Origin of the sequence: uncultured Methanobrevibacter sp. (genome assembly GCF_902764455.1) — an archaeon.
Lineage (GTDB): Archaea > Methanobacteriota > Methanobacteria > Methanobacteriales > Methanobacteriaceae > Methanocatella.
On the sequence record NZ_CACWVY010000015.1, the window covers coordinates 44,159 to 66,527 of the forward strand.

Sequence of the window (22,369 nt, forward strand, 5' to 3'; positions counted from 1 at the left end):
CATTAATATGAAAGGAAAATTGGCAGTTATTTGTTTGTTATTATTTATTTTATGTTCAATTTCAACAGTTTGTGCTGAAAATACTAATGACACTCAAATAATGCAGCAAAACATTGCAATTGATAATTTAGAAGTCGCCAACGATGCAGTACTGATGGATTCCACTGGAGACCTTCAAAAGATTATCAGTTCAGCATCTGCAGGTTCAACAGTGAAATTAAACAGCAGTTATACACCTGCAAGCACAATAAATATTAATAAGTCACTGACTATTGACGGAGCAGGAAATACAATAAAAGGTCAAATTAAGTCATCAAGCGGTGACATCACATTGAAGAACATGAAATTTGTAGACGGAAATACACACAATGGTGGGGCTGTATACATTACAGGTTCTGCTAAATTTACTATTATTAACTGTACATTCACAAACAATAAAGCAAGCAACCATGGTGGTGCAATATACAATAATGTCGTAGCTACTTTAACTATCAAAGATTGTAAATTCACAGGAAATACTGCAGGAACTTTAGGAGGTGCAATATACTCCAAAGGAAATGTTGAAGTTGAAAAATCCGTCTTTGAAAAGAATTATGCAAAAGTTGATGGCGGAGCCATTAATAGTGAAAAAACAGTTGACATTTCAAAATCAGTATTTAATTCTAACCATGTTGATTTTACACTTTCTGGAACATATGGTGGAGCAATTAATGTAAAAAAAGATGCATTCATCAATAATTGTACATTTAATGGGAATTCTGCAAATAAGGGCGGTGCAATTTTTGCGTATTTAGATTTGATAATTGAAAATTCACAATTCATTAATAACACAGCTAAAGAGGGCGGAGCTATCAAAGTATCCAGTGACAGCCACCTCTATATTGAAAAATCAACATTCAAAAAGAACAGTGCAACCGATAATGGCGGAGGAGCAATATATTCAAACAAATGGGCACATGTTGGAAATTCTGTTTTTGAGCTCAACACAGCAAAAGGAAAAGGAGGAGCCATTAAAACTGATTACCTCCAATTCTCCGGGAAAAACACATTCGCAAGCAACTCTGCAAAAGACCATGGAGGTGCTGTCTATACCGATACAATTGGAAAAACCAGCAGCAACTTGATTTTTGAGGGAAATCATGCAGACAGTGATTTTGGTGGTGCAATTTATATTAACAAGAAATCCGGTGATGTACGATTTTATTCATCCGTATTTAAAAACAACCATGCAAATGCAGGTGACGGAGGAGCCGTATACTCAGACAGCGGTTCAACCAATCTTTTCTTTACTAACTGTACTTTCACATCAAACTACGCAACAGGAGGTAAAGAAAAACGTTACGGAGGAGCAGTACGTTCCAACGGAGGAATTAATGTAGATAACTGTACTTTTAAAGATAATTGGGCTGAAAACCTTGGTGGAGCAATATATGCTGAAACAGCAGGCGAAATTAAAAATTCAGTGTTCATTTCAAATCAGGTTAAAAATGGAGGAACCCGTAACGGAGGTGCGATATATATCAACAAGGACTGCACCGTGACAATATCCGGAAATTATTTCGAAAAAAATGGAGGAGCAGCATCACGCGGAGGAGCCATCTATACTGATTCTATAAAAGCACATCTGAAATTAACCAACAATGCATTCATTGAAAACTCAGCAGGCGACCAAGGGCGTTCTGTTTTCAACTCCGGTTATTATGATGACATATCTAACAACTGGTGGGGAATCAATGGAGCACAAATAGGAAATCAGCTAAAAGAATACCACAGGATTGGAAGTAACAAGGACAAAGGAGACTCCAAACCTCTCACAGTTTCCATAGTTGCAGACAAAGATGCTTACAGCGGTGTCAAAACCACAATTAAAGTTTCATTTACAGGTTCCGTCACATATTATGTTTTAGACACAGTGAAATATTCATCAAACAAAAAAGGCGAATTTATAACCAAAAAAATCAATGCAAATTCACTTGAATTGATTTATGTTCCAAATGAAACAGGAACTCATAAATTTGATTTCACAATCAACTCACAAAAACTGTCCTTTGAAATGAATGTTAAATACACCAGTGTATACGGCTATGACCTCACAAAAACCTACGGTGATGACTCACTGTACTCCGCCGTATTCCAGGATAAAAACGGAAAATACCTTGCCAAAGGAACAAAAGTCACATTCATTGTAAACAATGCAAAGTACACAAGTACTGTCAATGATGACGGAGCTGCAATCCTTTATACAACATTTGAACCAGGCACATACACCGTAAAGGCTGTAAACAATGTAACTGGTGAATCATTCACAAATAAAATTACTGTGGCAAAAAGGAATGTGACTTATAACATCAATGACCCTTACATAATTAAGGTCAACGCTTCAGCAAACCAGACTGTGACATTCAAGATTGGAAGCAAAACATTCACAGACAAAACTTCAGAGCAGGGAATAGCTTACTTCACTTTGAATGTAACTGCAGGCAATTATATGGTTGAAACAACATTTGCCGGCAAAACAATCAAAGATTATATTACTGTATCAAACAGATATTCAGTCATTGATTTGGGTCTTAACGGAACATCATACGGTGCATTACTGCCGATATATTCAAATGAAACATTTAAAATCATTTCCAACGGTACAATGTATTCTGTTCTTGGAAAAAATACTTACAGATATGTTATGGCAAACGGTGAAGCATTCATCATGTACAACGTCACTGTTTCAAATTCACAGGAACTTACAGAAGTCCTTAGAAAAATGGTGCGAACAGATTATAAGGTGGATGTCACAATCATAAACCTCAAGAAAAACACCTACAAAGTTACAGAAAACTTCTGGAGAGATGCTGAATGGTATTATTTAAGCCACCTTACACACGGTTCATTAATCATTCACGGTAACGGTTCAACACTTGAGGATGACTACAAGCACAATTTCATAGGTATGGAACCGGGTTCCAACATCATGGTAGACAATCTTGAATTCAAGAAATTCTACAGAGTGTTTGCAAACAGCGGAGAAGTATACTGTGAAAACTGTACATTCACAGAAAACAATGCGAAATTCTGGGCAACAAAAACCCCAGGTTCTGTAATCTACAACAAAAACAAAGCAACATTTGAGAACTGTATATTCAATAAAAACGACAACAGCGGAGGCGGTTCAGGTAGACTTGGAGGCGTTTTATATGCCGATAAGAATTCCCTGACAAACTTCGTCAAATGCAGCTTCAAGACAACTGACGATGACTTTCGGGCGAAAGAAAAAAGTATGGTTGTTATTTATGACGATAACTGGGACACATATAATCATGTCGTGGAAAACAGCTACTTTGATGATAACTCCTCCCTATCCCTCAGATCACTCTATTCTTTAAAAAACAATGCAACCAAAAATTTCTACATAAAAAATGTAAGCGATTTAAATGTGTTAAACAAATGGATTGATGGTTTAAACAACGTAACATTATTCAATGTGACATTAAAAAAAGGAGAATATATTCTTTCTGCAGATGAAATTGACAAATATAGAGAAAGCAATGAATGGCGCGGTGCGGTAAGAGACAAAATGGTAGTAGGGCGTACTATATGGGATCAGGGATTTTTCGATTTAAACTCAAAACCATTAATAATAAACGGTAACGGAGCTACCATAAAACTTACCGGAAATAGCGTATCTAATGATTTTCACTTTGCATACGTTCCATACTACGGATCCCTCACATTGATAAACCTTACATTATCCGGATTCAATACAGCAATTCTGAATTACGGCATATTCACTGCAATCAACTGCACATTCAAAGACAACACAATCCACTATAAAATTAAAAAGGGAGATTACGGTGGCGCAATAAGAAACTATGGTAATGTATACTGCTACAATTCACTGTTCAAGAACAATGGTGCCACTGAAGGTGGTGCATACTATAGTACTGGAAAAGATGCAAACGGAGTATTTTACAACTGTGAATTTTCAGGAAACTTAATCAAATCAAATTGGCCATGGAAAAACAATGACAAAAATGATTTTGAAATCGATGAATTGTCAGTAGTCAAATTAGTAAACTGCAAAGGATACTCCCCGTCCACAATAAAAACTAAAGACGGAGGAATATATCTTGAAAGAGAAAGCCTGAACATTAGCATATATAATACCGTTGTAGATAATATGGCTTCATTAATGAGAGTTACAAAAATCATTAACGGTAACACAAAATATGACATCATAAACATTACTATGCTTAAAGATGATTACGGTGTTATACCTAATTCAAAAAGCCTCTTTAAGGCAGATTACGGATTACTCATCATCAACGGCGGAGGTGCAAGAATATTTGTTCAAAATCCTCATGACAGCGATACAACACAGTTTTTAACCATAGCCCTCCGTGGAAATGTATATCTCAATAATCTAATTATAGAAGGATTCAATATCGCCGTTGAAAATTCAGGAAAATTGACAATAACCAACTGTGCATTCAACAACAATAAGGTAGACTATAATGTAAAGGATGATTATGGAGGTGCAATTGTAAACAAAGGCATCCTGAATGTTTTCAATTCCACATTTAAAAACAATTATGCCAAATATGGTGGAGCTATTTACAACAAAGGAACTGCCAAAGTCATAATGTCAATCTTTTCTGACAATACAGGTTATTCATCTGTTAAAAATCTGGGCAAAAAAATTGACATCTACAATGATGACGGTTCCCTTGAAGATGTTATCATCTTCGGAAAAGATCACAGAAACTATGAGAAACATCCGATGGCTTCATGGAGAAAGGATTTGCTTCAAAGCGGTTTTCTCGCACTTACCGCAGCGGTTACTGCCGGTGCTGGATGGTACATTGCAGCAACAGCAGGTGCCCTTGCTCCATTAATCTCAATGGGAGTTAATGCAGCCATAGGAGGTATTTTGGGCGGAGCTTATGGTGCAATATATGCAAATGACCATCATGACTACAGCAATTTCTGGAGTGATGTATTGAAAGGTGTCGGAAGCGGACTTCAATTTTCACCATTCGGTGGTGCAATCCAGGGTATTGCAAAAGGAGGTGCCATGAAAGTGGCAGTAGTTCAGTTATTTGGAAAAACAGCTTCTCAAATTGATAAAAAAGCAATATCCACACTGGAAAACTACAAAAAACAGAATAAAATCATATACTTTACTTAAATACCCTTTTAAACAACTACCAAAAAGAAAGTAAACTTGTATACATCTAGATGAGATTCCTCGCATTGCGAGGTTTTCATCACTTTTTTTAATTTTTAATTTAAAACATCACAAAAATCTAAACCTTTTTCATAATGACAATCCGTCTTTTAAAAATTTTAAATACTATTAAAAATATAAATATATCTTGATAATTCATTCTTATTGAAATTAATTATGGTGATTTTATGACTGATAAAGTACTTTTAGCATTCAGCGGTGGGCTAGACACCTCCGTTTGTGTTAAATTATTAGAAGAAAAATACAATGTAGAAGTTATTACCGCATGTGTAGATGTAGGACAAGGCGAAGAAGAAATGATACAAGCAAAAGAAAGTGCAGCTAAAATTGGGGGATTAAAACACTACAATATAGATGCTAAAGAGGAATTTGCAAACGAATACATCGCACGTGGAATTAAAGCAAATGCAGAATACGAAGGATATCCGTTAAGTACTGCTTTTGCAAGGCCATTAATTGCTCAAAAACTTGTAGAATTAGCTGAAAAAGAAGGAGCAACTGCAATTGCACATGGTTGTACCGGAAAAGGAAACGACCAGTTCAGATTTGAAGCAATTATTCTTGCAATGTCCGATTTGGATATCATTGCACCAATCAGGGAAATGAACTTAACAAGAACTGAAGAAAAAGCATATGCAGAATCCAAAGGAATCGAGTTAACTTATGATAAAATTTACAGTATCGATGAAAACCTCTGGGGAAGAGCAATTGAAGGGGATGTCCTAGAAGACCCTGCAAATGAACCTCCAGAAGATATCTATGAATGGACTGCTTCATGGGAAGATGCTAAAGACGAACCTGAAAAAGTATCTATTGAATTTGAAGAAGGTGTTCCAGTAGCTATTAACGGCGAAATGATGCCCTTACTCGATATCATCATCAAATCAAATGAAATTGCAGGAGCCCATGGAATCGGCAGAGTAGACACTATTGAAAACAGAATGATTGGTATTAAAAGTAGGGAAATCTACGAAACCCCTGGTGCAAAATTATTGATTGCAGCTCACCAAGCATTAGAAGAACTGGTTTTAACCACTGATGAGTTAAGATTTGCCGAATACATGTCCGGACTCTATGCAGACCTTGTATACAGAGCACTCTGGCAAGAACCTTTAAGAGATGACCTTGACCAAGCAATCGACAATATGCAAGAAAGAGTAAGTGGAGAAGTTGTAATGAAACTATTTAAAGGTTCAATCCAGCCAATTTCCAGAAAATCTCCATTTAGCTTACACAGCATAGAACAAATTACATTTGAAGACAAAGAAACTGACCAAAGAGACGTTGAAGGTATGATTAGATACCACGGTCTTCAAGCTGCAAATTATCAAAAATTAAACAGATAGCTTTACTGCTATCATTTTTTCTTCTTTTTTTGTACCGCTTCAATGAAATATTCATTGAAAAAACCCCGATTATATTCAAACAACTGTTTAAAACTGGAATCTATAATATACATCACACAGTAATCGTCAATGTCACGAATTCCCCTACCATAAGCCTGCATTAAAGCCATCACAGCCTGATAATAAAACCATTTTGGATCCAAATCCTTTCTGTATTTTACCTGTTCGTTTAATTGAGGATAAGGCATTTTAAATACAATCTGGAACCTGCATAAATCCCCCTTGAAATCAACACCATCTTTAATTGATGCCCCTATAAGAACAATAGCTTCACGGGACTCTGTAAATTCCTTCAAAATACGGTTCCTGTCTTCACCGCCAACAAACATGAAATTGTATCCCTTTAAATTTTCCATAATCCAAAATGCCTGTTCATTGCTTGAAGTGTGGATAACTCCTTTTTCATTTTTATGCAAGTCCAATAACTCTTTTATTTTACCTAATGCCCTTTTATTTTGCCATCTTGGCCTTCCATTTAGAGAACCACTCAATTTACCTGCAAAATCAATATAAATAGGTCTCTTATCAACATCAAAAGGACTTTTTTCATAGATATAATATGTTTCATCAGGGTTTATATCGTTCCACTCGCAAAATTTTTCCTTGCTTCCCAGTGTCCCCGTTAAGAATATACAGACATTTCCCAAATCAAGCAACTTTTGGGTATCGTCCAATACTGAATATGGTTTGAATTCCGCTGCAATATCCATTTTATTATCAATAATAGTTGTTTTGTTGGGAAGATCAATTATATAATCATTGGCTTCAAGACCCATGCTGATTGATGCAAAGGATTTCATGTCCTGTTCAAGATTTTGCTTTTCAACATAATCAAAATTGGAAAATTTAGAAGGATTGTTTTCAAATTCATCCAAGGATACCTGAACGGATTTATTGGCATCACCCTCAATCTTTTTAATCCTTTTCTTGCATTCCCCAATCAAATCATCACATAATCTTATCCAGTAACTTGAATCCTTTTTTAACTTGTTAATAGAACTTGTGGCATGCATTATAGGTTCAAAAATATCAATACCAAACTTTGTGGAAATATATTCACGGTTAAGCTCACAAGAGGACAGCATTAACATCTTGCGTTCAAGATTATGGGCCTCATCCAAAATCAGCAGTTCCCTCGGATCAAAAAGATGATTTCCAACACCTGCATAATAAAAATAATCATAATTGGTTATTACATTTTTGGCATTCAGAGCCTTCTTAAAGGCAAGATTATACTCACAGTTGCCGCATTTCTGCAGCTTATATTCCGCCTTAATGCAAAAATCGCAGCTGCCCTTATAATTGCACCTGTAATTTCCACGACCTTTGATTTCGACAAGCATATCTCCGAAATCATCCAGATATTGCTCCTGAAGCTGTTTTGTCATTGTTAAAATGTAGGAATCCTCATACATATTGGCAAGTGTCGTAGCGATAGCGGATTTTCCAATACCTGTTCCCGCTTCGAGAATAATATTTTTATAGCCTTCACCAATAGCCCAGTTAATCTTATTTATAAGCTTGATTTGGCTGTTTCTAGGATAATGGCCTTTAAGCGACCAGTTAACCATCCAATCGAGATTTGAATTATTGTTTTCCAATTAAATCCCCACAATTTTAATAACAACTTTATAATAAATATATGTTGGATAATTATATTTAAAAGTTTACACATATCTTTAAATATGTCTAAAATTACTCAATTACAAGAAATTATTGATTCCTCAGATAATATTGTGTTTTTTGGAGGAGCGGGCGTTTCTACAGAAAGTGGAATACCAGATTTCAGATCTGAAAGCGGAATATTTAAAAGCCTTGAAAAATATGGTGACACACCTGAAAATCTTGTCTCACACAGTTATTATTTAGACCACACCGAAGAGTTTTTCAGCTATTATAAGGAAAATCTAGTTTTCAGAAATGCGAATCCGAATCCTGCCCACATCACTCTTGCCAAATTGGAGGAATGCGGAAAATTAAAAGCAGTTATTACACAAAATATCGACGGACTTCATCAAAAGGCAGGAAGCAAAAACGTTTTGGAACTGCACGGAAGCATCCACAGAAATTATTGTCAAATCTGCAATAAGGAATATGACCTGGATTATATCCTGGAAAGCAACGGAATTCCAAAATGTGAATGCGGAGGAATCGTAAAGCCGGATGTTGTCCTGTATGAAGAACCTTTAAACAATGCAGTATTAAGTTTTGCAATCGATTACATTTCTAATGCAGAAACATTAATTATCGGAGGAACTTCCCTAGTTGTATATCCTGCTGCCGGATTAATAAATTACTTTAACGGCAAAAATTTGGTTTTGATTAACAAAAGTGAAACACAATACGACAGTCTTGCAAATTTAGTCATTAACGATGCTATCGGGGAGACTTTGAGCCAAATCAAAATCTAAGGACTCGGGAATCAAATCGATTCCATCCAAACGATTATCACATCTGTAAACAAGGATTTCCACACCTGCATCAAATGCTTCGTTTAAAGTTTTAGAGAAATTAGGGTCGTTTTCCCAATTGGGTCTGAAAAATTTTCCTGCAGGGTGCTGAATCAGGAAAAACACACAGCATCTGTTTCTCTCTTTTTTAAGCTTGATTAGTTCTTTTAGATGTTTTGCGCCTCTTTCTGTTGGAGCATCCGGAAATCTTGCTTCATCACCAACTATTAATGTAACGCCCTTTACTTCAACATAACATGAGTCTGTCAAAAAATTCATACCACAACAATCATCTTCATGATTAGCCAAGTATATATCTATCCTTGAATTATCAACAGTTTTTTCCCTTTGATGATAAGAATAGCCAGAAAGTTCTTTTATTTTGCCATTTACAATTGCATCATATACAATGCTATTAGCTTGCTGAGAGTAAAGTGATACCAGCTCACCCCTGTTCTCAACAAAATGAAGTGAAAATTTGGTTTTGCGGTTCGGATTATCGGAAGGTTTTAGCCATACAGTTGCGTTTTCAACCAGAAGCTCTTTGCACCGGCCGGTATTTGGAACATGGGCAATTTCAAGATTGCCTTCAACTTCGACCTCTGCAATAAACCTGTTTGGACGATTTTTAAAGATTCCCTTAACATAATCCATTTTTAATCACACTGCCAATGTGGGATACCAGATCCGTTGCTGAAAATCCATTTCCTTTCTCTTCAAATGCAGCATCACCTGCAAGACCATTAACAAATACTCCAAGACATGCACAGTCAAAAGAATCCATATCCTGTGTTAGTAAACTTGCACAGATTCCAGCCAGTGCGTCGCCAGTTCCACCAACAGTCATTCCTGCATTTCCGCTTTTGTTGATTCTGAATCTGGTACCTGATAAAATTAAATCATACTTTCCTTTAACAATAACTGTGGCTTTAATTTTGCGGGCAATCTGCTGAAAACCAGTAATGTTTTCATCGACCTTTTCAAAGTCATATGAATCAATATCCAATTTCACATCACTGCCTACATTGAAAAGTGATCTGAATTCAAAAATATGAGGAGTCAATATGATATCATCCCTGTTTTTAATTAAAGATAATTCAACCTGTTTTAAAGCATCAGCATCCAGTACCAATGGTTTTTTAATTTTTGCAGCCAGCACATTAAATAATTTTGATGTTTCCTCATCAATTCCAGCTCCAGGTCCAATTAATACTGCATCAACTTTTTGTGCCAATTCAAGAATCTCATCGAGATGTGTTAAAGATAATTTATCGCCTTCAAGAGATTTGACAATTAAATCAGGAGAGGTAGATTTAATGGCACGAGCGGCATCACATGGAGATGCAACATAAACCAAATCGGCGCCAGCACCTATAGCAGCCATCCCTGCAATAGCCGGAGCACCTGCATAATCATTATTTCCACCAACTATTAATAAACTACCATTATTTCCCTTATGAGAATTAGGATTTCTATTTTTAAGTCTTAAAAAGTCCCCATAATTAACAAAATATTCCGCTTCAAATGGAATTCCAATATCAGTTGTAACAAGACCGCCAACAACTTCTTCATCAGCCTGGCGAACTCCAGTTTTAATTTTATGAAAACTTATTGTATAATCCGGCACAACGGCCAAATCATCAACACTGCCTGTAAGAGGATCCATTCCTGAAGGAACATCCACACTTATCTTAATCCCCTTGGAATCGTTTATAATCTCGATTGCTCTTCTGATATTTGTCTGGAGTTTCCCATTAATTCCAGTTCCTAAAAGACCATCCACAATAATATACTCGCCTTTTTTACTTTGAGCAACCTCACAGGCATTAATGTCCTCCAATGTTTTTAAATTAAATATTTTTAAGCGGGACAAACGAGGTTTCATATTTTGCAATATTTCAAAATTAATCCTTGCCTGATCTGAGTGAATATTATCCTTTAACATATAGATATCCACATCATAACCTCTGTTCAGCAAATATCTTGCCGCAACAAAACCGTCCCCGCCATTTCCACCGGAACCTGTAAAAATTACAACTTTAACAGGTTTTGAAAATGTATAAACGGCAATTTTACCTACTTCTTCAGCCAGAGATTTTCCGGCAGATTCCATTAAACATAATCTAGACAATCCTAAATATTCACAGTTATAATCCGTTACCATCATATCAATGGGTTTCATAATATCCCACACTTTTACTCTTTACAACAATATTTGTTGATACTAACTAAAAAAGAATATGATAATGACGATTTGATGCGATAAGAATTAATATTCACAATGTAAAAATATTCTTATTTTCATATTTTTGAAATAATATACATTCCAAATAATAGTTTGAACCTTTAAAAATAGTAATACTTATATTAAATTATAAATAAAAGTAAAGATATCTCGTAATGAGTTTAAAATTAATCAAAAAAAGGTGAATTAAATGAATATAGGAGATATAATAAGTGATGCTATGGCATACCCATTAAAAAATGTTAAAGCTTTAGTTTTATATATAGTTTTAGGAATTATTGCCGCAATTATTGGAGGAACAACAATCCTTAGTTTTGCAACTGCAATTACTACAAAAGGAGCCTCCAGTTTTGCTCTTGGCGGCGTAGGACTTCTTGGAATGATTGTTTTCATTTTAATACTGTTCCTGATTGAAGGATATGGTTTGGACATTATAAAATTTGGTATTGAAAGAAGAGAAGACGGACCTGGAATTGATATAGGAAGACAAATTTCAAATGCTGTCAAATTAATTATTGTTAATATTGTTTACTACCTTGTCCCAGCTATTATCATTTTTGTTTTAGGAATTTTCCTCAGAGACTGGATTATGACCATAATCAGTTTAATATTAGTGATATTATTTGCTTTAGCAAACTTTATGGCTAAATGTAGATTAGCAAAAACTGACAATTTAGGTGATGCTTTAGCTATAGGAGAAGCTATTGGAGACATATCCAGAGTAGGTATCGGCAGACTTATTGCAACTGTTGTTCTTGTTGTAATTATAGCAGTAATCATTGTGATTCTTATAGGAATTATAGGCAGTATCAGCGATATTGTCGGAGATATCTTATTCGGTATCTTTTTAGTTTACTTAGTATTCTTCTACAACAGAGCTATTGGTTTATTATACTCTGACGTATAATTTAACCACTCTTTTTTTTCTTTTTTTAAATTCAAACAAATAATAAATCTTATTTTTTTTGGTATTAACATTTTGCAGACACGAAAGTCTTAAAAAAATTACCTTTAGATTAAAATACCACTATAATTAATAAATATAATTATATAATTTAGGGAAATATCTCATGAGAAAAATAACATTGAAGCTTTTAAGAGACTTACCTCAAAAATACATAACAACAGGCGTTATTTTAATAGGAGGATTATTTATTTATGGATTTGTAGGTTCCATTTTCATAATGAACTTAAATCCATTGGATGCTCTTTATTATTCTGTGATTACCATGACCACAGTAGGTTATGGAGATTATATTCCAACTACCGGATTTGAAAAAGTATTTGCAACAACATTAGCGATTTCAGGAATTGGATTATTGGCTTATGTATTTAATGTAATGTTATCAACTTTCCAGGAAAGAATGATTCTATTTTCAAAGGGAGCAAGAAAAATGAAATCTATTGAAAGAATGGACGATTATTATATAATGTGCGGTTATGGAAGAGTGGGAAGAATAGTATTTAAAGAATTAGTCGAAAGAAATCAGAATATAGTCGTGTTTGAAAAAGATGAAGAGGTAGCTGAAAGCATTGAAGAATCCGATTCAGTAATCGTTCTTCCAAAGGATGCAACGGAAAATGATCTTATTGCCAAACTGGCAGGAGACAAATGCAGAAGCGTGATTTTATGCAGCGGCGATGATGTAATCAACATATTCATTGTGCTGACAATACGTGAAACAAACCCAAATGCATGGATTGTAACAAGGTCCAGTAAACTGGAAAATATTTCAAGGCTTAAAAAAGCAGGTGCAAATAAAGTAATATCTCCAGAAGTGATTGGAGGAAAAGATTTATACTTTGAATCTGCAAGACCTCATCTTTTAGGAATTACCGTGAGGCATACCCCTGATAAAATTTTTGATGAATATGAAATCATATCCAAAAACGGATGCACTTTAGAAAATATCCAATACCACCTTCCAGGAGTTGAAACTCCTCTTACCCGTCAAATACAATCCAAAGACATTAAAGCGGGTCAAAAGTACAAAAATTATTTAGACAGTCATGATGATAAAAAAGAAGCAATAGATTTTCTATATAACACTGTCAACAATATCCACACACATGTCATTTCAGGACCCGACAATTCAAGCTTTGAAAAATTGATTAAAGATTTAGAAAAAAAAGAAGAAATTCTTGGAATTAATTTAAGTGATGAAGAAATAGCAGAATTAACAAGAAAAGAAAATAATAAGTAAAATTACACAATAGTAATTTTACTTTTACCTGAAATTATGTATTTAATGTTAGTCGGAGCCAGTACAACCTTATACTTTCCAACTGACAAATCTTTTGTATTAAATGTTGCAACACCCTTTTCATTAGTTTTAATTATATAGGCTTTTGATTTACTGCCAGAAGTTAATTTGATTTTAACTTTAAGATTGGATATTGCTTTATTTGTGTTTTTATTTTTAACAGTTACTTTAAAGTATTTTGTCGCATTGAACTTGTTTTTCACATCAGGAGCTTTTATTGTTGTTGGAATTTTAACAAATTTGTCAACATTTCCAAAGCTGTGAGATCCCAGATATTTCATATTAGGACATCTCGGAAGGTTATAACTGCTTACGAATTTGTTTTTAAATCTGACATTATCAACCAGTCCTCCGGAAGACACACCTACAAATCTGCCATTATCATTAGCTGCATAAGCCTTGATTGAAGAGGTAACTGAAAGGTCCTTGTGTGTTGTAGCTTTCCAGTGAAGCACAACAACCTGCCTTCTGTTGACACCATAGTGGTCTGTAGCACCTACCTTGATTGCTGCTTTAGCAGGATCGGTACTGTATTTTTTATAAGTACTGTGGCGGTAATATTCTTTAAAGTTAGGAGAACAGCTGAATTCACCAGGTTTTAATTTACCTGTGATAATATTATTCTTCCATACAACTGCATATCTTCCGTCAGGAGCTTTAATTGAATAATGTCCGAAATTAATGCTTCTTTTATAATTATAAATTTTTCTCAAGGAAGACATTTTGATTTTGTTGGATTTAATCATATCAACAGATAACTTTTCCATTGACTGTAAGAAATCATATCCGTCAAGTCCGCCGTTACCTACTATCCATCCGTTGGCAAATACCATCAAATGAATGAAATTGTTAGCATTAGTGTGTTTTACAACAGGTATGCCTCCTAATGTATAGTCTTTAACAGTAATGGTGGTCATTGCAGTATTGTCTCTTCTGAAACCTCCGACTGATTCAGTGTTGCTCACCTGAAGGAAAAAGGAACAGCAGTCTTCATCAGCACATGGTTTGACCAGAACAGTTACTTTGTTATTAGATTTCTTATAGGAAATATAATTTTTATTTTTGGAATCCTTAATTTGTGTAGAAACCTTATAAGACGCAGCTTTCAGATTCTTTTTCAAAGTGGCAATTCCATTACTGTCAGTGGTTGCATAATAATTAGCATATTTTTTAGTTTTAGTGGAATAGGTTTTAAATAAAACTTTAATTCCCCTTACAGGATTTCCAGTATTTTTATTATATACTTTTGCTTTAAAATAGGAACCTGATTTAAAATAAGTATTGAAATTGCTCATCTGAATAGCCAACGGAGCCTTTTTAATTTTAACATAAGAATTAGCTTCACTGGAAGTGAAATTTTCATCCCCATTGAACTTTACAGTCAATTTATATGTATTTGGCTTAAGATTACTGAAATCTAAAATAAATTTACCATTATTATCTGTTGTTTTATTATCTACATCCCCATTGAAATAAACATTGACATTTTTATTGACCAATGAGACATTATTTGAATCTTTCAGTTGAACTTCAACTTTTACTTTCTCTTTATAATATGAAGTTACATCATCTACATCAATTTTAGTATCAATTTTTGAATTTTCCCCTTCGAATGAATCCTCATCGGCATTATTAATTCCATCTACATCAACGGAAGATGAAATATCTTCTGATAGAACATCACCGGTTACGTTTTCTGAAGCCGAAACAAAACTGAGGCCCAACGTTATGGTCACTAATACCAATAAGAATAAGGAAATCATTTTAAAAGATTTGTTCATTAAATAAACCCCCTTAAACCTTCTGATTCAAGCAAAGTTACCTTAAATTATTATTCGTTAATTATAATGGTACTTTTAGCTGAAATCAGATATTTATCACTAGCAGGATATAAAATTACTTTGTGAGTGCCAACTAATAAATCTTTAGTATTTAATTTTGCCAAACCGTTTTTATCAGTTTTAATGATATAAACGTTTGTTTTATCTACTGCACTTATTTTTATTTTAATTTTAAGATTGGAAATTAAATTACCAGTTTTTTTATTTTTAACAGTTATCTTGAAGTATTTTGTTTGATTGAAATGATTTGTTACCTCCGGAGCCCTTATTATTGTTGGAATCTTTACAAATTTATCGATATTACCGAATTTATGGGTTCCAAGCAGTTTCATATTTGGAACTGCGGGAAGATTATATTTACCGATAAACTTATTTTTGTAATAGATATCATCCCTTAAAGATCCGGTGGAACTTCCAACAAATCTGCCGTTGTCGTTTGCACCATAAACCTTAACAAGAGAAGTTGTTTTGAAGTTTTTATCGGTTGCAGATTTCCAATGGAAAAGAGTAATGTCCCTTCTGTTGACACCGTATACATCGGTTGCACCTACTTTAACGGCTGCCTTTAAAGGATTTGAACCGAATTTTGAATATTCACCGTGGCGATAGCATGACTTTAAATTAGGAACACTGATAAATTCGCCGGGTTTTAATTTGCCTGTTATATAACCGTTCAGCCATACTGCGGCAAATCTTCCGTCAGGCGCTTTAATTGAAAAATGACCCAAACCCAAACGTCTTTCATAGTTTTGAATCTTTTTTAGATAAGATGACTGTATCTTATTTGACTTAACCATTTTGCCTGCAAGATTTTCAATAGCCCTGTTGATTGTAGGATTATCGATTCCTCCAGTTCCTATCATCCAACCGTCAGAAGTTGTTATTGAATGGAAAAAATAAGAATAAGCCAATTTATACTGTTTTATTGCAGTTCTGCCATTCCATTTTACATTTTTTATGTAAATGTTTAAAGCATTGGTTGCATCACGCCTGAAACCTGCTACACTTTCGGTTGCATTAACCTGCAAATAAAAGGAACAGCAACCGGTCTCTGCAGTAGGTTTAACCTTCATTGTAACTTTACTTTTGGAATTTTCATATGAGATATACTTTTTATTTTTAGAATCCTGGATACAAGCAGATATCTTATATGTTCCAACTTTCAGGTTCTTGTTCAGTGTTGCAATACCATTCTTATCTGTTGTTCGCCAATAATTGGAATATTTTTTAGTTTTAACGGAATAAACTTTAAAATGAACTCTGATTCCTGAAACCGCATTGCCTGTGAGTTTATTATAGACTTTTGCTTTGAAAAACAAATCGGAATCGACATAGGTATTGAAGTTGCTTATTTTAATGCCAAGAGGCGCCTTTTTAATTTTTACAATCGAATCTGCAGCATGTGAGGTGTAATTTTCATCCCCCATGAATTTAAGATTAACTTTATAGGTGTCCGGCTTTAAATTCAAAGCCAGTGAAAATTTTCCAAGACAGTCTGTTGTTTTATTATAAGACTGTCCATTTAAAACTACATTTACCTGCTTGTTGCTGATTGGAGTGCCGTTACAATCTTTTAAATAACCCTCCAAATTGGATTTTTCCTTATAGAAAGATTCAACATCACACACATCTATTTGAACGTCAACAGTATCAGCCGCATTTGTATTATTAACACTTATTTCATCCAAACTTTCAGAAAAACTTTCTCCATCTGCAATGAATTGTGTAGTGTTTTCCTGAGCAGATACGATACTCAAACTAACAAATAAAACCAGCAATATAAATAAAATATTAAAAGTTTTTTTAAAAAACAACATCATTTCACATCATTCCAATATACATAATTTAAATATTCTTGTTAAATGCAAATATGCAAATTACATTAACTGTTAAATTACATTTAGAAATTTGTATTAACTTGTATAAATAATGTGTGAAATTTTTAAAATAATCAAATAAAATCAAAAAAAGAAATAAAAAGAGAGGAAATCTCTCTAGAATAAATCGTGTAAGTTCATAATAGCTGAACCTAATTTACCGTCAAAGTTACCTGCACTGATTTCTAAAACGCCGTCAACAGCACAAGCTGCTTGAATACCAGCTTTCATAGCTGCTTTTACGGTTTCTTCATCTACACCGTCAATAACGATTTCAAATACACCGTCAGCATCTTCTCTGATATCTGAGTCCACTTTATCTTTTAATGTTACACACATTTTTTCGTTAGTGGATGCTGGTAAGAATGCATATTTGTTGGATCCGACTTTAGAACCGGATGCAACCATACCTCCAGGGAACGGAGTGACAGTTCCTGGAACATTTTGAATTGCAGCTGCAGCTAATTGTGCAGCTTTAACACCAGTCATTTGGTCTTTAGCTAAAATGAAGAAGTTTCCTCCAGCTACACCTTCTTTGAAACCGAATGCAGTTTCAACTAAGAAGTCACCGGACATGATTGGGATTGAGTGGATTGTTCTTCCGTCAATTTCTAAATCGGATTCGAATCCGTCACCGAAGAATTTTAACTTGTTACCAGTTTTTAAAACATCTTCAGATTCGAGAAGGTTGAATGCAGCTGCGGTAGGAGCAGTTAAAACACACATACCGATTCTTTCCATTAATTCATTGTCGAGTGCTTTTTTACTAGCGTGACAAATCATAATTGCATAACCAGGTCTTCCATCTGGAGTTTCTTCAGCTGGTACAAAACAGTCAATACCTGCTTCAGCAGGACATCCAATAACAGAAGTTCCGTAACCGGTTGCTTCAGTTGCTGCAATTTTTGCTAATTCTTGAGTTGCTGCAGTAACTAAAATTCTAGTAACTTTAATTCCAAAACCTTCTGCATAAGTATTTTTAATTTCTACGCCATTAATTTCCATGATTTCACCAAAATTAATAAAATGCAAAAAAATTATTTTTTTGCTATGTTAAAATTTATGATAATAAATTAAAATAAAGTTTTCTATTTAATTTAACAAAGAAAATTTGCAACAAAAATTATTTTTTAATTTCACTTAAAATTTTAAGCAATTCCTTTTTATCGGAGAATTCGAATTTCAAAGTCCTGTTGAAACTCACATTTTCACCCATTCCAAAGAAAAGATAATGCACAATAGGATTTAATGTGGAATAAAATCTGGTGCCTTTCAGATTTTTTTGTTTTAAATAAAAACCAACATCAAAAAAGTCAGAACTCTTCAATAACTTATATAAGCTTAAATTTGTACCTATATTTTCATGTGAAGCAATTGATTTTAAAATAATATAAATTCGTGAATTAAAACCACCGAATAATTTATTAAAGAAAGATAAATTTGAATAATACTCAATTGAAAGGTCTTTTTCATCCAGACGTCTTGTCAAATACCTGTTATGTTTTTTTACTTTAGAAAATTGAGCTTTAAAACTGTTTTCCCCATACAATTTCTTCTCGTCAAAACGCCTGTTAACATAATCAATTGAATCCTTTTTGTCCATATGCTGGTGATTGTCGATTGGCCTGATTACAAGCTTAATTTTATTTTCATTGTTTTCAAGCTTGAATATCTCATATAAATCTCCAATGAACTGAAGATATTGTGTATCTATATCATAAGGACGGCAGCTAATAAAAATCTGTGCATCGGGAACATAATTTTCCTTTTTCATCAGCCCCATAAATGAAAACTTATAGCTGACCTTTTCGAGTTCCTCATCGGAATAATCGCTGTAAAGTTTTCCTATGACCTTGCTTGTAAAATGGCCGAAATTCATCAGATACAGTTGCGGAAGATCTGCTAAAACCATTGAACCTTTTACCATAGTTCCAAGCATTAATGAAGTAAATCCTCCCATACTGCTTCCATAAAACAAGATTTTATCATTGGTAAAATTGAAATAAGAAGCAATCTGTAAAATCATTTCACTGATATTTCTCAAAAAATAATCATCATATGTTCCAACACTCCAGCCTCCCTGAAGGTCTTTTGTATAATCATCATCAACATCAACATAACGTGTCGGATCATTGAATAATATTGTAGATTGTCTGAATTTCCAGCTTAAGCGGTGAAAAAGAGGTTTTTTGTGAAATCTTTCCAAATCATCAACTTTAAGAACACTTGAACTGAGACATAAAAGTTCATCAACATCTTTTTTAATATTTAACAGAAATTCGTATTTTGTATCATTATAATAAATGATAAGACCGGTTTTTATATTATACTCAATTTGTCCCAAAGCTTCATTTAAATTATCGTAATCTGTTTCGATAACCTTTTCACAAATATCCTTCATTAATAATACCTCAAAAACAAAATAAAATCAGATATGCGTTAATCATTTTCCAATTCTTCTTTAAGTGATTCTTCGATTTGCTCATCTGAAGAACCAAATGATATATTGTCAAGTACTGATGAACCGTAATACGGTAAAATAACCATACCCAATATTGTAGTCATCCAGAATGAAATTAATCTTTCAATAATGGTTGCTGCAGCACTGATTGATGCGGTAATTCCGGCAGCTGAGTAAAAAGCAATCATTATTCCGTCTACAGCACCAAGTCCTCCAGGAAGCAAAGGAATCATACCTGCAAGACATGCTAAAATAAAGACTTCACCAATAACAACCGGACTGACACTGGCTCCAAATGCCAAAAATACAAAATAGACTCTTAAAATCTCAAAAATCCAAATTACAAAGGATAATGGCATTGCATAATATAAAGATTTTTTATCTGAGATTACAAGCTTCATGGTATCCTGGAAACCGGATATTGCAGAATGAATCTTATTTTCCAGATCTTCAGAATTTTTCTTGTAGAATCTTCTAACCAAACCGATAATCCAGCCGTCAACCCTTTTTCCAAAACCCGGATTAACACACATGTAAATCAGTATAATCAAAACTGCTACAATTGCAATGACTGCTATAATCATTAAAATAAGCAACCATGCATCAAAATCAAAAGAAATTGTCATTCCAATAATTGTCAGAACAGCCAGCACAACAAACGGGAACGTATCCAAAGCTCTGTCCGCAACAACAGTTGCAAATGTCTCTTCCATAGGATAGTCTTCTTCACGAGCCAATATATATGCTCTTACAGGTTCTCCACCACCCCTTCCGGAAGGAGTAATATTATTTACAGCCAAACCTACTAAAACCATTGGAATTAACTTTTTTATACCTGTATTGATATCAACTAAATTATTAAGTATTTTCCAACGCAGAGTGTATAGGAAATATGTAAATACCTGCATTGCTATAGCTATAATGATATATTCTGTTTTGGCAACCTTTAAAGCATCGATTACCTTGTCTATTCCAACAAGCCATAACATTACAATAAGAATAAGAATACTTACTCCCATGAAAAAAACTGTTTTTTTATCCATAGTGAATATTAATTTTATTTTTCATACTTATAAATTTATATAGAAATTTTTATTAATATTAAGAGTGATGAGGTATATTACTAAAACAGATTTATTAATAGTGGCGAAAAACTCCGGTTATCTGATGATAGGAATTGGAGCAATGTGTTTGGTACCGCTAATTTTTGATTTAGTATACTTCGAATTTGACATATTGAGTTTTGTCATACCATGTGTAATTTCCGTGCTTTTGGGATATGGTCTTTTAAAATATCTTGAAGATAAAACCAAAAAAAGCATACAACTGAAGCACGGTATGATGATTTCGTCATTTGCATGGCTATGGGCAAGTATCATAGGAGGGCTTGTTTATATGCTTGCAACACATATGCCTCCGTTAGATGCTGTTTTTGAAAGCATGTCCGCACTAAGCGGAACTGGAATAACCATGTTTAATGATGTTGAAATATTACCTCACAGCATCCTATTTTTTAGAGCTTTAGAACAATGGGTTGGAGGATTGGGAGTAGTTGTTATGGTCATCAGTGTCCTGACAAAACCCGGATCTGTTTCATCCAAACTATATTACTCAGAAGCGCGGGACGAGCGTATTAAACCAAGTGTGAAAGCAACTCTTGAAAAAACAATAGAAATTTATTCAATTTATACCCTAGCAGGAATAATATTGTACATTCTTGCGGGAATGCCTGTTTTTGATTCCATCTGTAACTCATTTCATATTATTTCAACCGGAGGAATGGGTATTAAAAATGCCAATATGGGATATTATCATAATGATTTGATTTATCTTATTTCAATTGTTTTAATGATTTTAGGAGCTACAAGCTTTTTAGTCCATTATAAAGTTATAAAAACTAGGGGAAAATCATTAGTTAATGATTTGCAGTTTAAAATAATAATTTCAGTTATTGCCGTAGTAACAGTAATCCTTTACTTTGTCTCAAATATTGTTCCGATAGAACTTTTATTTACTGTCGTATCAGCAATGACAACAACAGGAGCGAGTGTTGCAAGTTCAACTACAATGGCAGGATGGCCATCATTCGTGATAATCTGTCTGATGTGTCTGATGCTGACCGGAGGATCAAACGGTTCAACAGTAGGTGCTATAAAACTTGTAAGAATGATTACTTATTTTAAAGGAATATATCGCCAGGTCAGAGAAATCCTATCTCCCGAAGGCAGGGTCGTTCCTGTAAAATTACAGGGGCGTAAAATTCCTGAAAAGGCAATATCACAAGCGGGAAATTATATCACACTCTATTTGATGTTCATACTGTTTACATGGGCACTCTTTTGTTTATTCGGATATGATCCATTTAAAAGTCTGTTTGCGGCAATGACACTGCAGGGTAACAACGGTTTGGAACTTGGAATAATAAACAACACACTAAACCCTATATTGAAAGTTGTCAGCATATTTGACATGTGGACAGGAAGGATAGAAATATATCCTGTACTTATTACAATGAGAGCAGTTTTTGAAATTTTTAAAAGATAGATTTATATTTATATTAAAATAAATATTGATTATTAATTG

The 22,369-nt window shown here is 34.0% G+C and carries 14 protein-coding genes; 6 read left to right on the plus strand and 8 right to left on the minus strand.

Annotated elements, in window-relative coordinates; genetic code table 11:
• Positions 1 to 7: 7 nt before the first annotated feature.
• Both QZU75_RS06185 and QZU75_RS06190 read left to right on the plus strand, forming a co-directional pair.
• On the plus strand, positions 8 to 5,182 hold the full coding sequence (locus QZU75_RS06185; protein ID WP_296882340.1) for a right-handed parallel beta-helix repeat-containing protein: 5,175 nt from the start codon (positions 8 to 10) through the stop codon (positions 5,180 to 5,182).
• A 227-nt stretch (positions 5,183 to 5,409) separates the two neighbouring features.
• A complete protein-coding gene (locus QZU75_RS06190; protein ID WP_296882341.1) occupies positions 5,410 to 6,588 on the plus strand; it encodes an argininosuccinate synthase in 1,179 nt (392 codons plus the stop codon).
• Positions 6,589 to 6,599: 11 nt separating this feature from the next.
• On the opposite strand, the gene QZU75_RS06195 is transcribed toward QZU75_RS06190, so the two are convergent.
• A complete protein-coding gene (locus QZU75_RS06195) occupies positions 6,600 to 8,249 on the minus strand; it encodes a helicase C-terminal domain-containing protein (RefSeq protein WP_296882343.1) in 1,650 nt (549 codons plus the stop codon).
• 84 nt (positions 8,250 to 8,333) lie between these two features.
• Between QZU75_RS06195 and QZU75_RS06200 the strand changes: the two genes are divergently transcribed.
• Positions 8,334 to 9,059, plus strand: a complete 726-nt coding sequence (locus tag QZU75_RS06200; RefSeq protein WP_296882346.1) for an NAD-dependent protein deacylase — start codon at positions 8,334 to 8,336, stop codon at positions 9,057 to 9,059.
• Here QZU75_RS06200 and sfsA read toward each other — a convergent pair.
• Together sfsA and QZU75_RS06210 are read right to left on the minus strand one after the other, a co-directional pair.
• Positions 9,009 to 9,752 (minus strand): DNA/RNA nuclease SfsA, encoded by a 744-nt coding sequence (gene sfsA, locus QZU75_RS06205; RefSeq protein ID WP_296882348.1) that lies wholly within the window; start codon positions 9,750 to 9,752, stop codon positions 9,009 to 9,011. The genes QZU75_RS06200 and sfsA overlap by 51 nt on opposite strands.
• A complete protein-coding gene (locus QZU75_RS06210) occupies positions 9,739 to 11,280 on the minus strand; it encodes an NAD(P)H-hydrate dehydratase (RefSeq protein ID WP_296882351.1) in 1,542 nt (513 codons plus the stop codon). Before QZU75_RS06210 ends, sfsA begins: the two co-directional genes overlap by 14 nt.
• A 253-nt stretch (positions 11,281 to 11,533) precedes the next feature.
• Here QZU75_RS06210 and QZU75_RS06215 point away from each other — a divergent pair, with 253 nt between their 5' ends.
• Together QZU75_RS06215 and QZU75_RS06220 are read left to right on the plus strand one after the other, a co-directional pair.
• Positions 11,534 to 12,250, plus strand: a complete 717-nt coding sequence (locus QZU75_RS06215) for a DUF4013 domain-containing protein (protein ID WP_296882352.1) — start codon at positions 11,534 to 11,536, stop codon at positions 12,248 to 12,250.
• A gap of 163 nt (positions 12,251 to 12,413) precedes the next feature.
• Entirely contained in the window at positions 12,414 to 13,547 is a 1,134-nt protein-coding gene (locus QZU75_RS06220) for an NAD-binding protein (RefSeq protein ID WP_296882354.1), read from the plus strand.
• A gap of 2 nt (positions 13,548 to 13,549) precedes the next feature.
• Here QZU75_RS06220 and QZU75_RS06225 read toward each other — a convergent pair whose 3' ends face one another.
• The 5 genes from QZU75_RS06225 to QZU75_RS06245 form a co-directional block, all read right to left on the minus strand.
• Complete coding sequence (locus QZU75_RS06225; RefSeq protein WP_296882356.1) at positions 13,550 to 15,388, minus strand: Ig-like domain-containing protein; 1,839 nt, start codon at positions 15,386 to 15,388, stop codon at positions 13,550 to 13,552.
• A gap of 50 nt (positions 15,389 to 15,438) precedes the next feature.
• Complete coding sequence (locus QZU75_RS06230; RefSeq protein WP_296882358.1) at positions 15,439 to 17,205, minus strand: hypothetical protein; 1,767 nt, start codon at positions 17,203 to 17,205, stop codon at positions 15,439 to 15,441.
• Between the two features lie 237 nt (positions 17,206 to 17,442).
• Complete coding sequence (gene fhcD, locus QZU75_RS06235) at positions 17,443 to 18,330, minus strand: formylmethanofuran--tetrahydromethanopterin N-formyltransferase (RefSeq protein ID WP_296882360.1); 888 nt, start codon at positions 18,328 to 18,330, stop codon at positions 17,443 to 17,445.
• 118 nt (positions 18,331 to 18,448) lie between these two features.
• Positions 18,449 to 19,726 carry a hypothetical protein gene (locus QZU75_RS06240; RefSeq protein ID WP_296882361.1) on the minus strand — a complete coding sequence of 426 codons (1,278 nt, stop codon included), beginning with the start codon at positions 19,724 to 19,726 and terminating at the stop codon, positions 18,449 to 18,451.
• A 38-nt stretch (positions 19,727 to 19,764) separates the two neighbouring features.
• Positions 19,765 to 20,829, minus strand: a complete 1,065-nt coding sequence (locus QZU75_RS06245; protein WP_363139641.1) for a UPF0104 family protein — start codon at positions 20,827 to 20,829, stop codon at positions 19,765 to 19,767.
• A gap of 67 nt (positions 20,830 to 20,896) precedes the next feature.
• Between QZU75_RS06245 and QZU75_RS06250 the strand changes: the two genes are divergently transcribed.
• Positions 20,897 to 22,330, plus strand: a complete 1,434-nt coding sequence (locus QZU75_RS06250) for a TrkH family potassium uptake protein (RefSeq protein WP_296882365.1) — start codon at positions 20,897 to 20,899, stop codon at positions 22,328 to 22,330.
• Positions 22,331 to 22,369: the final 39 nt, after the last annotated feature.